The organism is Rhodococcus sp. AG1013 (assembly GCF_003350365.1).
GTDB lineage: Bacteria > Actinomycetota > Actinomycetes > Mycobacteriales > Mycobacteriaceae > Prescottella.
This window is the reverse complement of sequence record NZ_QQAT01000014.1, coordinates 130,652-145,079: the sequence shown is the minus strand read 5'-3', so window position 1 is coordinate 145,079 and position 14,428 is coordinate 130,652. Positions and strand designations below refer to the sequence as shown.

The 14,428-nt window shown below is 69.5% G+C and carries 13 protein-coding genes; 11 read left to right on the top strand and 2 right to left on the bottom strand.

Annotation, left to right across the window (positions count from 1 at the left end):
• Nucleotides 1-12 precede the first annotated feature (12 nt).
• The 4 genes from DEU38_RS17825 (at nt 13) to DEU38_RS17810 (ending at nt 4,465) form a co-directional block, all read left to right on the top strand.
• Nucleotides 13-966, top strand: coding sequence for an ABC transporter ATP-binding protein (locus DEU38_RS17825; protein WP_114722758.1), 954 nt, complete (start codon nt 13-15; stop codon nt 964-966).
• Nucleotides 963-1,760 (top strand): ABC transporter permease, encoded by a 798-nt coding sequence (locus DEU38_RS17820; protein ID WP_114722732.1) that lies wholly within the window; start codon nt 963-965, stop codon nt 1,758-1,760. The genes DEU38_RS17825 and DEU38_RS17820 overlap by 4 nt, the downstream gene beginning before the upstream one ends.
• Nucleotides 1,761-1,827: 67 nt before the next feature.
• Nucleotides 1,828-3,393: a hypothetical protein gene (locus tag DEU38_RS17815; protein WP_114722731.1), complete on the top strand. Its 1,566-nt coding sequence runs from the start codon at nt 1,828-1,830 to the stop codon at nt 3,391-3,393.
• Between the two features lie 97 nt (nt 3,394-3,490).
• A complete protein-coding gene (locus tag DEU38_RS17810; RefSeq protein WP_114722730.1) occupies nt 3,491-4,465 on the top strand; it encodes a heme A synthase in 975 nt (324 codons plus the stop codon).
• Between the two features lie 72 nt (nt 4,466-4,537).
• Here the strand turns inward: DEU38_RS17810 and DEU38_RS17805 are convergent, their stop codons facing one another.
• Entirely contained in the window at nt 4,538-4,891 is a 354-nt protein-coding gene (locus tag DEU38_RS17805) for a hypothetical protein (RefSeq protein WP_114722729.1), read from the bottom strand.
• Nucleotides 4,892-4,974: 83 nt separating this feature from the next.
• Between DEU38_RS17805 and DEU38_RS17800 the strand changes: the two genes are divergently transcribed.
• Nucleotides 4,975-5,940, top strand: a complete 966-nt coding sequence (locus tag DEU38_RS17800; RefSeq protein WP_114722728.1) for a quinone oxidoreductase — start codon at nt 4,975-4,977, stop codon at nt 5,938-5,940.
• Between the two features lie 80 nt (nt 5,941-6,020).
• Here DEU38_RS17800 and DEU38_RS17795 read toward each other — a convergent pair whose 3' ends face one another.
• Nucleotides 6,021-7,010: a heme o synthase gene (locus DEU38_RS17795; protein WP_114722727.1), complete on the bottom strand. Its 990-nt coding sequence runs from the start codon at nt 7,008-7,010 to the stop codon at nt 6,021-6,023.
• Between the two features lie 194 nt (nt 7,011-7,204).
• Here DEU38_RS17795 and tkt point away from each other — a divergent pair, with 194 nt between their 5' ends.
• The 6 genes from tkt (at nt 7,205) to DEU38_RS17765 (ending at nt 14,407) form a co-directional block, all read left to right on the top strand.
• Nucleotides 7,205-9,307 (top strand): transketolase, encoded by a 2,103-nt coding sequence (gene tkt, locus DEU38_RS17790; protein ID WP_114722726.1) that lies wholly within the window; start codon nt 7,205-7,207, stop codon nt 9,305-9,307.
• A 6-nt stretch (nt 9,308-9,313) separates the two neighbouring features.
• Nucleotides 9,314-10,447, top strand: coding sequence for a transaldolase (tal, locus tag DEU38_RS17785; protein WP_114722725.1), 1,134 nt, complete (start codon nt 9,314-9,316; stop codon nt 10,445-10,447).
• A gap of 4 nt (nt 10,448-10,451) precedes the next feature.
• Entirely contained in the window at nt 10,452-11,993 is a 1,542-nt protein-coding gene (gene zwf, locus DEU38_RS17780; protein ID WP_114722724.1) for a glucose-6-phosphate dehydrogenase, read from the top strand.
• Complete coding sequence (gene opcA, locus DEU38_RS17775) at nt 11,990-12,898, top strand: glucose-6-phosphate dehydrogenase assembly protein OpcA (protein WP_368077042.1); 909 nt, start codon at nt 11,990-11,992, stop codon at nt 12,896-12,898. The genes zwf and opcA overlap by 4 nt, the downstream gene beginning before the upstream one ends.
• Entirely contained in the window at nt 12,891-13,649 is a 759-nt protein-coding gene (gene pgl, locus DEU38_RS17770) for a 6-phosphogluconolactonase (protein WP_114722722.1), read from the top strand. Before opcA ends, pgl begins: the two co-directional genes overlap by 8 nt.
• 299 nt (nt 13,650-13,948) lie before the next feature.
• A complete protein-coding gene (locus DEU38_RS17765) occupies nt 13,949-14,407 on the top strand; it encodes a DUF6389 family protein (RefSeq protein WP_114722721.1) in 459 nt (152 codons plus the stop codon).
• Nucleotides 14,408-14,428: the final 21 nt, after the last annotated feature.

The window sequence follows — 14,428 nt, the reverse complement described above, 5'->3', positions numbered from 1 at the left end:
TGGTTCCTCGTGATTGTCAGAGCGTCGAACACGACGTCCAACAGGGGCGGTCCCGCCGTGCGACTCGAGGGCGTGGTCAAGTCGTTCGGCGACCTGCGCGCGGTCGACGGACTCGACCTCACGCTCGAGTCCGCGCAGGTACTTGCCCTGCTCGGCCCCAACGGCGCCGGCAAGACCACGACCGTCGAAATGTGCGAGGGCTTCGTCTCCCCCGATGCCGGGTCCGTGCGCGTCCTCGGTCTCGACCCCATCGCCGACTCGGCCGCCCTGCGCCCGCGGATCGGCGTCATGCTCCAGGGCGGCGGCGCCTACCCCGGGTCGAAGGCCGGGGAGATGCTCGACCTCGTGGCGTCGTACTCGGCCGACCCGCTCGATCCCGAGTGGCTCCTGAAGAGCCTCGGACTGCAGGACGCGCGCCGGACGCCGTACCGACGACTGTCCGGTGGCCAGCAGCAGCGCCTCGCGCTCGCATGCGCACTCGTCGGGCGCCCCGAGCTGGTGTTCCTCGACGAACCGACCGCCGGCCTGGACGCGCAGGCCCGTCTGCTGGTGTGGGAGCTGATCGACGCCCTGCGCCGCGACGGCGTCAGCGTCCTGCTGACCACGCACCTGATGGACGAGGCCGAGGAACTGGCCGACGAACTGGTCATCATCGACCACGGGCAGATCGTCGCGTCCGGTACACCGTCCGAGGTCACCCGGACCGGGGCCGAGGGCCAGCTGAGCCTCGTCGCGCCGCCCGGTCTCGACCTCGAGCGTCTGCGCGCCGTCCTGCCTGCCGACTACCAGGCCCTCGAGCGCACTCCCGGCAACTACGCGGTGCGCGGCACCATCGATCCGCACATCGTCGCGGCGGTCACGTCGTGGTGTGCCGGACAGGACGCGCTCGCCACGGAGATCCGGGTGGACCAGCGCCGACTCGAGGATGTCTTCCTCGAACTCACCGGACGGGACCTGAGGGGATGAGCGTGACGCACCACGACCGCCTGGCCGACAACCGATTCGCCGACGGAACCTTCACGCCGCGCCCGCAGCCGGCGCCCGCGGCCCGCATGCTCGCCGCGCAGACCCGGCTCGAGCTCACGCTGCTGCTGCGCAACGGCGAGCAGTTGCTCATCACCATGTTCATCCCGATCACCCTGCTGATCGGTCTGACGCTCCTCCCCGTCGGCGACTTCGGCGACGACCGCGTCGACACCATCGTCCCGGCCGTGATGATGGTCGCGATCATGTCGACGGCGTTCACGGGGCAGGCGATCGCGGTCGGCTTCGACCGGCGCTACGGCGCGCTGAAACGACTCGGGGCCACTCCCCTGCCGCGCTGGGGCATCATCGCGGGCAAGAGCGCGGCTGTCGTCATCGTCGTCGCGATGCAGTCCCTCCTGCTCGGAGCGATCGGCTTCGCCCTGGGCTGGCGGCCGGAGGCGCTCGGACTGCTCCTCGGCGGCGTCGTCATCGCGCTCGGCACGGTCACGTTCGCGGCGCTGGGCCTGCTGCTCGGCGGCACGCTGCGCGCCGAGATCGTTCTCGCTCTCGCCAACATCCTGTGGTTCGTGATGGCCGGTGTCGGCAGCGTCATCTTCGCCGATCAACTGCACAGTGGTGTCCGGATCGGCGCGCAGCTCATCCCGTCTGGGGCGCTGGCGCAGGCCCTCGAGGACGCGACCACGGGCAGCATCAACGTCATGTGCGTGGCAGTGCTGGCGGTGTGGGCGGCGGTGGCCGGTTTCGTCGCGACCCGCACCTTCAAGTTCACCTGACACGAGTATTCGTGCATTCGGCTCGTGTCGGGCGAAACGCTCCCGGCACCGACCGTCCGGTACCACAATGACCGTCGTGACTGCTTCCCTGATCACCGGATTCCGTCGTACCTCGATCGCCGCGTGCGGCGCACTCGCTCTGGCCCTGGCCCCGGTGACCGCGGATGCGGCCCCCGGGTGGGGGCCCCTCGCACCGGCCAACCCGTATCTGGGCCCCGACGGGACCTCCACCATGCACGGGGACGCCGGATCGTCGGACGCGACGCGGCTGGCCGGCCCGGGCGCCGGCGCGGTCTCGATCGCGCAGTACCCGCTCGCGTCGGCCTGCCCGACGCTGCTGCAGGGCTCCGACGGCCTGGTCGTCGCACTGTGCACGACGATGCTGGGCCGGACGCCCACCGTGCACCTGCTCGATCCGACCGCGTCGACGTTCCCGGTGGGTGGCACGCTGGCCCAGTTGGAGCTGGCCAGGGGCAGCCTGCTCGGCGGGGTGTACGCCTACCTGGATTCGGACGACCGCCTCGTGGTGGTCGACGGCAGCCGTCACCTGCTGCGGGTGGGCCACGCCCAGGACCCGGACGGCACCTGGACGCTCACGGTCGACTCGAGCACCGATCTGACGTCGGCGATTCCCGACGGCGACAACGTCACCGGACTCGCGCCCGACTGGGCCGGCAACGTGTGGTTCGCGACGGGCAACGGTGTCGTGGGCACGGTCGACCACACCGGCACCGCCCGCACCGTGCCCCTACCGGCGGGCGAACAGGTGCAGAACAGCATCTCGACGTCACCGACGGGCACCTCGGTCGCGTCCACCCACGCCACCTACCAGTTCACCGCCGGACCGGACTCGCAGCCGCAACTCGAGTGGCGGCAGGAGTACGACCGGGGGTCGGCGCGCAAGCCCGGCCAGCTCAGCTGGGGCACGGGTTCGACACCCACTTACTTCGGGCCCGCCACCGGATCCGAGTACGTCACGATCGTCGACAACGCCGACGGCCAGGTGAACCTGCTGGTCTACCGGTCCGACACCGGCGCCGAGATCTGCAAGGAACCGGTCCTGCCTCCGGGCGACGACGGCGGCAGCTTGTCGGGCAGCACCGGCAGCCTGAGCGGGAGCGCCACCGGGAGCACCGGATCGGGCAGCGGCAGCGAGAACTCCCCCATCGGCATCGGGCGCTCGGTGTTCGTCGCGAGCACCTATGGCTACCCGTACCCGACGGTCCCGGACGGCGCGGGCGAGGCGGTTCCCGCGTCGGCGCCGTTCCGCGGCGGGATGACGCGCGTGGACGTCGACACCGACGGCGAGGGCTGCAGCACCGTATGGCAGAACGAGGTCCGCAGTTCGGCGGTGCCGCACCTGTCCACGGCGGACGGCAACATCTACACGATGGTCCGGCAGGGACTGGACGCGACGACGCCGCTCGACGGCTTCGCCTACGCGGTGATCGACCCCGACACCGGCGCGGTGAAGACCACCAGGCCGATCACCGGCACCATGCTCGGGGACACCCTGCAGATGTCGGCGCTGATCACCGAGGACGGCCGGTACATGCAGGGCACGATCTCGGGGATCGTGTCGGTCAACCCGGACGGCGGCGGCTCGAGCGGCTCGGGATCGTCGGGGTCGTGATCCCCGCGGTCGCCGGGCACCGGGCCCGGGTCGACGACACCCCGGCCGAGCCGGGCCCAACTACACCGCGTAGTGGAAGGCCCTCTACCATCGGGTTGTGCTGTATCGCGGGTTTGTGAGCCTGGTCAACCGTCTACCGCTGCCGTCGCTTGCGGTCCAGAAGTGGATCGCGATCGCGGTGATCGTGACGCAGGGCGGCATCGCGGTCACCGGATCGGTGGTCCGCGTGACGGCATCCGGCCTCGGATGCACCACCTGGCCGCAGTGCTACCCGGGCAGTTTCGTCCCGACCGGTGATTCGACGGCGCCCTGGTTCCACCAGACCATCGAGTTCGGTAACCGCCTGCTCACGTTCCTGGTGATCGCGACCGCCGCCGCGGTGGTCCTCGCGGTCACGCGCGCGGCGCGGCGGCGCGAGGTGCTCGTGTACGCGTGGCTGATGCCGCTGTCGACCGTCGCGCAGGCGGTGCTCGGCGGGATCACGGTGCTCACCGGGCTGCTCTGGTGGACGGTGGCGCTGCACCTGCTGGTGTCGATGGCAATGGTGTGGCTGTCGGTGATGCTGTACCACAAGATCGACCAACCGGACGACGGCGTCGAGGTCACCACCCTGCCCAAGCAGCTGAGCTGGCTGACCGCCCTCACCGGCGTCGCGCTGGCCGGCACGTTGGTGGCGGGAACGATGGTGACCGGTGCCGGCCCGCACGCCGGTGACAAGAACCCGGAGCGCACGGTCGAACGTCTGGACCTCGACATCACCAACCTGGTGCACCTGCATGCCGAGTTGCTCGTCGGTTACCTGGCGCTGCTGATCGGCCTGGGCTTCGGCCTGTACGCAGTCCGGGCGAGCGCCGCGGTGAAGCTGCGCCTGAAGGTCGTGATCGCGCTGGTCGTCGCGCAGGCGTGCGTCGGACTCGTGCAGTTCTGGACGCACGTGCCGGCGGTGCTGGTGACGATCCATGTGGCGCTCGCCGGTGCGTGCACCGCCGCGACCGCTGCCCTGTACGCGGCGGGCCGGATCCGCGAGCCGGTGGCCGACCGCGCCGAAGCCGAAACTGTCGCGTCGGCCTGACGCCGCGTCACCACAACGAACAACGAAGGCCGGGTCCCCGCGACTACCGCGGGGATCCGGCCTTCTCAGGTGTCAGCGCTCGTTGCGAGCCTTCGGGAATCGCGTCTGGTGGGCCACCCAGCCCGCCATCTTCGCGAAATGACCTTTGCGCGGGGTCACGACGCTGGTGAGGGCGCGGTCCCACTCGGAGACCGTGATCTCGTCGAACGAAGCCACGACGGCGTTGGCGATCGCGACCGTGTCGACCACCTGGTCGCCGAGGATGCCGTCGGCGCCGACGAGGGTGATGCGCACGCCCGCGCGACCCACCGGCTGGATGACCGCGCTCGCGGATCCACCGTGCTCGGACAGGAACTTGCGGATCGCGGCGACCGTGCCCGAGGGCAGGACCGGGGCCGCAGCGGTGCTCTGGGTATCGGTGCTCATGGGGCCAGACTACTGTGCGGTAGCCGAACGACCGTCACGACCTTCCGGTACCGCACGGCGTGAGCCGGTGTAGAACAAAGAGCATGCGTGCAATCGTGGTGTCCCAGTTCGGCGGTCCGGAGGTTCTCGTCCCCACGGAGGTGCCCGATCCGGAGATCGGCCCCGGTGACCTGCTGGTTGCCACGGAGGCGATCGGCATCAACTTCATCGACACGTACTTCCGCACCGGAACCTATGCCCGCGACGTCCCATACGTGCCCGGCGACGAGGGGTCCGGCGTGGTCCTCGAGGTCGGGTCCGACGTCACCGACTTCGCGGTGGGCGACCGCGTCGCGTGGGCGGCCGCAGCCGCCGGCTACGCGGAGAAGGTCGCGGTGCCCGCCGCGGTGGCGGTGAAGGTGCCCGCCGGCGTGGCTCCCGAGTTCGCGGCGTCGGCGCTGCTGCAGGGCATGACCGCGCACTACCTGATCGAGTCGGCGTTTCCCGCGCAGGCCGGGGACACCGTCCTCGTGCACGCCGGAGCCGGCGGGGTGGGCCTGCTGCTCACCCAGATGGCCGCCGCGAAGGACGTCAAGGTCATCACGACGGTGTCGAGCGACGAGAAGGAATCGCTGTCGCGCGAGGCCGGCGCGTGGCGGGTCCTGCGGTACGGTGCCGGGCTCGCGGACCAGGTTCGTGAGCTCACCGGCGGCGAAGGGGTCGCCGCCGTGTACGACGGCGTCGGCAAGGACACGTTCGACGCGAGTCTCGCGTCGTTGCGGATCCGCGGCACCCTCGTGCTGTTCGGGGCCGCCAGCGGACCCGTCGCGCCCTTCGACCTGCAGCGTCTGAACTCCTCCGGATCGCTGTACGTCACCCGCCCCACGCTCGCGCACTACGTGCGGAATCGGGAAGAGCTGACGTGGCGCGCCGGTGCGGTACTGGACGCCATCGCCGCCGGGACATTGAAACTGCGAGTGGGCGGCACATATCCCCTCGCGGACGCCGCGCAGGCGCACCGGGACCTCGAGGGACGCCGGACCATCGGGTCGATCGTGCTGGTGCCCTAGCAAGCCCGTCGAACGACGGAGGCTGTCGAACGGCGAGGGCCCCGGTCGTCGAAACGACCGGGGCCCTCGCCGAGAGTTCGTCAGAAGTAACTGGCGATGGTGTTCCAGCCGAGCACGGAGTCGACGGCGAGTCCGCAGCACACGACTGCGAGGTAGTTGTTGGACTGCAGGAACAGCTTGAGCGGCTTGATCGGGGTGCCGCCGCGCACGCTGTTGTACAGCTGGTGAGCGACGAACAGGAACCACGCGCCGGCCAGCAGGGTGACGCCCGCGTAGATCCAGCCGGCCGCCGGGACCAGCGCCAGCGACGCGAGGACCGTCGCCCACGTGTAGATCACGATCTGCTTGGTGACGTGTTCCTCGGACGCGATGACCGGGAGCATCGGGACACCGGCAGCCTTGTAGTCCTCCTTGTAGCGCATCGCGAGCGCCCAGGTGTGCGGCGGCGTCCAGAAGAAGATGATCAGGAACAGGACGACCGGCTCCCAGCTCAGCGATCCGGTGACCGCGGCCCAGCCGACCATGACCGGCATGCAGCCGGCGGCGCCGCCCCAGATCACGTTCTGCCACGTCCGGCGCTTGAGCACCATCGTGTAGACGAGCACGTAGAAGGCGATGGTGAGAACCACGAGGAACCCGGCGAGCAGGTTGGCGCGCCACCACAGCCACAGGAACGACGCGACACCGAGCGTCACGCCGAACACGAAAGCGTGCCGGGTCGGGACGGCCTGACGTGCGAGGGGACGCAGCGCCGTCCGCTTCATCACCTTGTCGATGTCGGCGTCGACGACGCAGTTGAGCGAGTTGGCGCTCGCCGCGCCCATCCATCCACCGAACAGGGTGCTGATGATGAGGACGAGATCGATGTGGCCGCGGTCCGCGAGCAGCATCGCCGGAATCGTGGCGACGAGCAGCAGCTCGATCACCCGCGGCTTCGTCAATGCGATGTACGCCAGAATCGTCGCCGAAACGCGGCCCCACAGCGTGGTGGTGTCCCGCGCAGTCTTCGATTCGGATGCGGCGGCGGGGCTGCCGAAGCCATGTCCGCTCGGCCGATGCCCTGTACGCACGCTATCTCCTTGCCCCACGCGACTACATCCTCGCTTGCTACTGCACTACTACAAACGATGGTAGACGCCGCAAACCTGCGAACCGAATCGACCCGAATGGGGAGGCACAACTAGGCTGGAGGCGCACAAGAGGCCCGCTAACGCCCACAGCTCCCTCCGGCTCCACGTACAACCATGTCAGGAGACATCTGCCCGTGTCGATCACAGACGAGATCCGCGTCCTCACGCAACCGGTCCACCCTGCCGATTGGACCGACCTGGACACCAAGGCCGTCGACACCGTCCGAGTCCTCGCCGCGGACGCCGTCCAGAAGGTCGGCAACGGCCACCCGGGCACCGCGATGAGCCTCGCACCTCTCGCCTACACCCTGTTCCAGCGGGTGTTGCGCCACGATCCGAAGAACCCGGAATGGGTGGGTCGCGACCGCTTCGTCCTGTCCTGCGGCCACAGCAGCCTGACGCTGTACCTGCAGCTGTACTTGTCGGGTTACGGACTCGAGCTGTCCGACATCGAGGCACTGCGCACGTGGGGCTCGCTGACCCCGGGCCACCCGGAGTACGGCCACACGGTCGGCGTCGAGATGACCACCGGGCCGCTCGGCCAGGGCCTGGCGTCCTCGGTCGGCATGGCGATGGCCGCCCGCCGCGAGCGCGGCCTGTTCGATCCGGACGCCGCGGCCGGCGCCAGCCCGTTCGACCACTACGTCTACGTGATCGCCTCCGACGGTGACATGGAGGAAGGCGTCACGTCGGAGGCGTCGTCGATCGCCGGTGTCCAGCAGTTGGGCAACCTCGTCGTCTTCTACGACGACAACAAGATCTCGATCGAACACGACACCGCGATCGCCCTCGGCGAGGACGTCGCCAAGCGCTACGAGGCGTACGGCTGGCATGTGCAGACCGTCGAGGGCGGCGAGAACGTCTCCGCGATCCTCGACGCTGTCGAGGCCGCCAAGGCGGTCACCGACAAGCCGTCGATCATCCTGCTCCGCACGATCATCGGCTACCCGGCGCCGACCATGATGAACACCGGCGACGTGCACGGTGCCGCTCTGGGCGCCGAAGAGGTCGCCGGCGTCAAGCGGGCCCTCGGATTCGACCCGGAGAAGAGCTTCGACGTCGATCCGGCCGCGCTCGCGCACGCCCGTGAGGTCCTGGATCGAGGCGCCGCGGCACACGCACAGTGGCAGGCCGACTTCGACGCGTGGGCCGCTCGTGAGCCCGAGCGCAAGGCGCTGTTCGACCGCCTCCACGCCGGCGAGTTCCCCGAGGGCTGGACCGACAACCTGCCGACGTGGGACGCGGACGCCAAGGGCGTCGCCACCCGCAAGGCGTCGGGCAAGACCCTCAACGCGCTGGGCCCGATCCTGCCGGAGCTGTGGGGCGGCTCGGCCGACCTCGCCGGCAGCAACAACACCACGATCGACGGTTCCGACTCGTTCGGTCCGACGTCGATCTCCACCAAGGACTGGAACGCGCAGCCCTACGGCCGGACGCTGCACTTCGGCATCCGCGAGCACGCGATGGGCTCGATCCTCAACGGCATCGTGCTGCACGGACCCACCCGCGCCTACGGCGGCACGTTCCTCGTGTTCAGCGACTACATGCGTCCCGCGGTCCGACTGGCGTCGCTGATGAAGACGCCGGCGATCTACGTGTGGACGCACGACTCCATCGGTCTCGGCGAGGACGGCCCCACGCACCAGCCGATCGAGCACCTGGCCGCGCTGCGTGCGATCCCGAACATGTCCGTGATCCGTCCGGGTGACGCGAACGAGACCGCGCAGGCCTGGAAGGCCGCGCTCGAACACAAGACCGGCCCCACCGCCCTGGCCCTGACCCGTCAGGACATCCCGGTCCTCGAGGGCACCCGCGACAAGGCCGCCGAGGGCGTCGCCCGTGGCGCGTACATCCTGGCCGAGGCGTCGACGGGCACCCCCGAGGTGATCCTGCTGGGTACCGGTTCGGAGCTGCAGCTGGCAGTCGCCGCCCGCGAGGTGCTCGAGGCCGACGGCATCGCCACCCGCGTCGTGTCGGTCCCCTGCCTCGACTGGTTCGAGCAGCAGGACCAGGCCTACCGCGACGCGGTGCTGCCGCCGGCGGTGCGGGCCCGCGTCTCCGTCGAGGCCGGTATCGCGATGCCGTGGTACAAGTTCATCGGCAGTGACGGCGAGGCCGTGTCGATCGAGCACTACGGCGCTTCCGCCGACTACAAGACGCTGTTCCGCGAGTTCGGCTTCACGGCCGAGGCGGTCACCGATGCGGCTCGCCGCACCCTCGCACGTGTGAAGGGATGAATCACCATGACTGACACTGCAACCCAGAATGCAAACCTCGCGGCGCTGTCCGCGGCGGGTGTGTCCGTGTGGCTCGACGATCTGTCGCGCACGCGGCTCGAGACCGGCAACCTCGCGGAGCTGATCGCGACCCGCAGCGTCGTCGGCGTCACTACCAACCCGACGATCTTCCAGGGCGCCCTCACCAAGGGCGAGGCGTACGACGCGCAGCTGCGCGAGCTCGCGAAGAACGGCGCCGACGTCGACGAGACCGTCCGCGCGCTCACCACGGACGACGTCCGGGCAGCGTGCGAGGTGCTGGCCCCGCAGGCCGAGGCCTCCGACGGTGTCGACGGCCGGGTGTCGATCGAGGTCGATCCGCGACTGGCACACGAGACCGACGCGACGGTGGCGCAGGCCATCGAACTGTGGAAGCTCGTCGACCGCGACAACCTGCTGATCAAGATCCCGGCCACCATGGCGGGTCTGCCCGCGATCACCCGGGTTATCGCGGAGGGCATCAGCGTCAACGTCACGCTGATCTTCTCGGTCGAGCGCTACGAGGCCGTCATCGACGCGTACCTCGCGGGCCTCGAGGCCGCGAAGTCCGCCGGACACGATCTGTCGAAGATCCACTCGGTCGCGTCGTTCTTCGTCTCCCGCGTGGACAGCGAGATCGACGGACAGCTCGAGAAGATCGGCTCGGACGCGGCGCTCGCACTGCGCGGCAAGGCCGGTCTGGCCAACGCCCGCCTCGCGTACGCCTCGTACCAGCAGGTGTTCGAGGGCGGGTCGCGCTGGGAGGCGCTGGCCGCCGCCGGCGCCCGCGTGCAGCGTCCGCTGTGGGCCTCGACCGGTGTGAAGAATCCCGACTACTCGGACACGCTGTACGTCACCGAGCTCGTCGCCCCTCACACGGTCAACACGATGCCGGAGAAGACCATGGAAGCGGTCGCCGATCACGGCGTCGTCTCCGGGGACACCATCTCGGGCACCGCCGCGGCGTCGCAGGCCGTCTTCGACCAGCTCGCCGCCGTCGGTATCGACATCCCCGCGGTGTTCGACAAGCTCGAGACGGAGGGCGTGGACAAGTTCGAGGTCTCGTGGAACGAGCTCCTCGACGCGATCTCGGAGCAGCTCACCGCTGCTCGAGAGAGCTGACCCCGTGAGCGGACCCGCGGCGGACGGTTGGACCAACCCACTTCGGGACAGCAGGGACCGGCGACTGCCTCGCATCGCCGGCCCCTGTGGCCTGGTGATCTTCGGTGTCACCGGCGATTTGGCTCGCAAGAAGCTGATGCCCGCGGTCTACGACCTCGCCAACAGAGGCCTCCTTCCGCCCGGGTTCGCTCTGGTCGGGTTCGCCCGGCGTGACTGGGCGGACCAGGATTTCGCCCAGGTCGTGCACGACGCCGTGCGCGAGCACGCCCGCACACCGTTCAGCGAGGACGTGTGGGAGCAGCTCGCGAAGGGCATTCGCTTCGTGCAGGGCAGCTTCGACGACGCCGAGGCCTTCACGAACCTCTCGAACACCCTCGATGCCCTGGACCGTGAACGCGGCACCCGCGGCAATCACGCTTTCTACCTGTCGATTCCGCCCGCCCAGTTCCCCACGGTGTGCGAACAGCTGTCGACGTCGGGTCTGGCCAAGTCCGCGGACGGGCAGTGGCGCCGGGTGGTCATCGAGAAGCCGTTCGGGCACGACCTCGAGAGCGCGCAGGAACTCAATGCGGTGGTGAACAACGTGTTCCCGGAGGACACGGTGTTCCGCATCGATCACTACCTGGGCAAGGAGACGGTACAGAACATCCTGGCGCTGCGGTTCGCGAACCAGTTGTTCGACCCGATCTGGAACGCGCACTACGTCGACCACGTGCAGATCACGATGGCCGAGGACATCGGTCTCGGGGGGCGCGCCGGGTACTACGACGGTATCGGCGCCGCACGGGACGTCATCCAGAACCACCTGCTGCAGCTGCTGGCGTTCACCGCGATGGAGGAGCCGATCAGCTTCGAACCGTCCGAGCTGCAGGCCGAGAAGATCAAGGTGCTCTCCGCGACCCGCCTCGCCGAGCCCCTCGACGAGACCACCGCACGCGGTCAGTACGCCGGTGGGTGGCAGGGCGGACGCAAGGTCGTCGGCCTCCTCGAGGAGGAGGGATTCGCGAAGGACTCCACCACCGAGACCTACGCGGCGATCACCCTCGAGGTGGACACCCGCCGCTGGGCCGGGGTGCCGTTCTACCTGCGTACGGGAAAACGGCTGGGCCGCAGGGTCACCGAGATCGCCGTCGTGTTCAAGCGGGCCCCGCATCTGCCGTTCGACGCGACCATGACCGAGGACCTCGGCCAGAACGCCCTCGTGATCCGGGTCCAGCCCGACGAGGGCGTCACCATGCGGTTCGGCTCCAAGGTGCCGGGATCGAGCATGGAAGTCCGGGACGTCAACATGGACTTCAGCTACGGACAGGCGTTCACCGAGTCCTCCCCGGAGGCCTACGAGCGGCTGATCCTCGATGTCCTGCTGGGCGAGCCGTCCCTGTTCCCCGTCAACGCCGAGGTCGAGTTGTCGTGGAAGATCCTCGACCCGGTCCTCGAACACTGGGCGAAGCAGGGCAAGCCCGAGCCCTACGAGGCAGGCACGTGGGGTCCGCCGTCGGCGCAGGAAATGATGCGCCGCACCGGTCGTGAATGGAGAAGGCCGTGATCATCGAGCTGCCGGGAACCACCACCGGAGCGATCAACAAGAAGCTCGTCGAGCTCCGCGAGTCCGGCGGCGCCGTCACGTTGGGCCGCGTCCTGACGCTGGTCGTGTGCACCCGGGACAGCAAGAACTCCGAGGACGTCATCGACGCCGCGAACGAGGCCAGCCGGGAGCATCCCTGCCGCGTCATCGTGGTGGCGCGCGGATCCCGCTCGGAGGAGACACATCTCGACGCCGAGATCCGGGTCGGCGGCGACGCCGGCGCCTCCGAGGTCGTGGTGCTGCGGGTGTACGGAGAGCTTGCCGACCACGAGGCGAGTGTCGTCGTCCCGTTCCTGCTGCCCGACACCCCCGTCGTCGCGTGGTGGCCCGAGGACGCCCCCACCGTGCCGGCACTGGATCCGGTGGGTCGCCTGGCGATCCGCCGCATCACCGACGCCACCGGCGCCGAGGACCCGACATCGACGATCAAGAGCCGGCTCGGGTCGTACACCGCCGGGGACACCGACCTGGCGTGGAGCCGGGTCACGTACTGGCGCGCGCTGCTGACCTCCGCCCTCGACCAGCCGCCGCACGAGCGCATCGTCTCGGCGACGGTGTCGGGTCTGGCCACCGAACCGGCCCTCGACGTGCTCGCGGGCTGGCTGGCCGATCGCATCGACGGCCCGGTCCGCCGGCAGACCGGTGATCTGTTCGTCGAGCTGAAGCTCGCGAACGACACCATCTCGATCAGCCGCCCGCAGGCCGAGACGACCGCGACGCTGAGCCGGACCGGCCAGCCCGACGCCCTGGTGGCGCTGGCCCGGCGCGAGACCCGCGACTGCCTCGCCGAGGAACTGCGCCGGCTGGACCCGGACGAGATCTACGAGGCCGCACTGACCGGACTGTCGAAGGTGGAATATGTCTGACGTGAATGCACAGCAGGAGATCCAGCGGTACCCGGACACCGACGCACTGGTGCAGGCTGCGGCCACGCGGTTCGTCGACGCCGTCGTCGCGGCGCAGCGCGAGCGCGGGTCGGCATCGGTGGTCCTCACCGGAGGCGGCACCGGCATCGCACTGCTCGAGCACGTCCGCAAGAACCCGGGTGCGATCGACTGGTCGGCGCTCGACGTGTTCTTCGGCGACGAACGCTTCCTGCCCTCGGGTGATCCCGAGCGCAACGAGGTGCAGGCACACCAGGCCCTGCTCGACCACGTCCCGGTCGACCAGTCCCGGGTGCACGTGGTGGCGGCATCGGACGGCGCGTACAACAGCGATCCGGTCACCGCGGCGGCCGCGTACGCCGAGGTGCTCGATGCGTTCGGGTCCGATCGCACCGGCCCGTTGTTCGACATCCACCTGCTGGGTATGGGCGGTGAGGGACATATCAATTCGCTGTTCCCCCACACCGATGCGGTCCGCGAGAGTAAGCAGCTGGTCGTCGCCGTCACCGACTCCCCCAAGCCGCCGGCGGTCCGCGTGACGCTCACGCTGCCGGCGCTGCAGTCGGCGCGCGAGGTGTGGCTCATCGTCTCGGGCGAGGCGAAGGCCGACGCGGTCGCCGCCGCGATCGGAGGCGCATCCGCCGAGGAGATCCCGGCCGCGGGTGCTCGGGGGATCGAGAAGACCGTGTGGCTGCTCGACGAGACCGCGGCGGGCGCACTGCCCCGCGCCTGACCTCGACGTCCGTCATTCCGGCTGGTCGTCGACGGGCCGGACCGACTGCGGAGGTTCACCGGTGTCGGCCACGATCGGTCGTGGCCGACATCCGGTCGACAGCAGTCCACCGCTGCGCGGCCCGGCCGACGCGCGCAATGTCGGCCGCCGATACGTGGCTCCCCTCGGGCACCGATCCATTCGCGCACTCCCTCCGCCGCCGTTCCCCTTTTTCGAATCCGTTCGCTCTGTAGGACGCGACGAATCGTCGAACGGTTCCCTCGCCGCCGCCGGCCGGGTCCCGGCGCTACCATTCCGTCGTGAACCGCACCGAGTACCTGTCGGAACTGGCGACCGTCCTCGGCCGCTACACGGAGACTGCCGCGCAGCGGATTTCGGAGATTCTCGACGCCTGCCCCACCGAGGCGACCGCCCTGTGGTTCGAGGTGTTCCCCGATCAGGACGGGGAGGGAACCTTCGATGTGTGGGCGCGATTCGACGGCCCGGACGCCTTCGTGCTGAACCGGCCGATCGACGACCACCGCCACCTGTTCGGGGTGGTCCACACCGAGGACGGACTCGACCCCGACGTTCCGCTCTGGCCCACCCGCAACACGCCCTTCTGCATCCAGGACGCGGTGGTCGACGCCGCCGCGACCTGGCTCACGACGTTGTGGTCCCGGGTCGGTGAGGGTCGCTCGACGGTGCCCTGGCACATCGAGGGCGACGACGGCTACGGAACCATCACCCCGCTGCTGTTCACCCCGCCGACCGGGTAGGGACCGCGGCGTACGGGGCCC

Bases quoted from the DNA above. Each gene is read 5' to 3' on its own strand.
- DEU38_RS17820 (WP_114722732.1), top strand. From the start codon at position 963: ATGAGCGTGACGCACCACGACCGCCTGGCCGACAACCGATTCGCCGAC.
- DEU38_RS17815 (WP_114722731.1), top strand. From the start codon at position 1,828: ATGACCGTCGTGACTGCTTCCCTGATCACCGGATTCCGTCGTACCTCG.
- DEU38_RS17805 (WP_114722729.1), bottom strand. From the start codon at position 4,891: ATGAGCACCGATACCCAGAGCACCGCTGCGGCCCCGGTCCTGCCCTCG.
- DEU38_RS17800 (WP_114722728.1), top strand. From the start codon at position 4,975: ATGCGTGCAATCGTGGTGTCCCAGTTCGGCGGTCCGGAGGTTCTCGTC.
- tal (WP_114722725.1), top strand. From the start codon at position 9,314: ATGACTGACACTGCAACCCAGAATGCAAACCTCGCGGCGCTGTCCGCG.
- pgl (WP_114722722.1), top strand. From the start codon at position 12,891: ATGTCTGACGTGAATGCACAGCAGGAGATCCAGCGGTACCCGGACACC.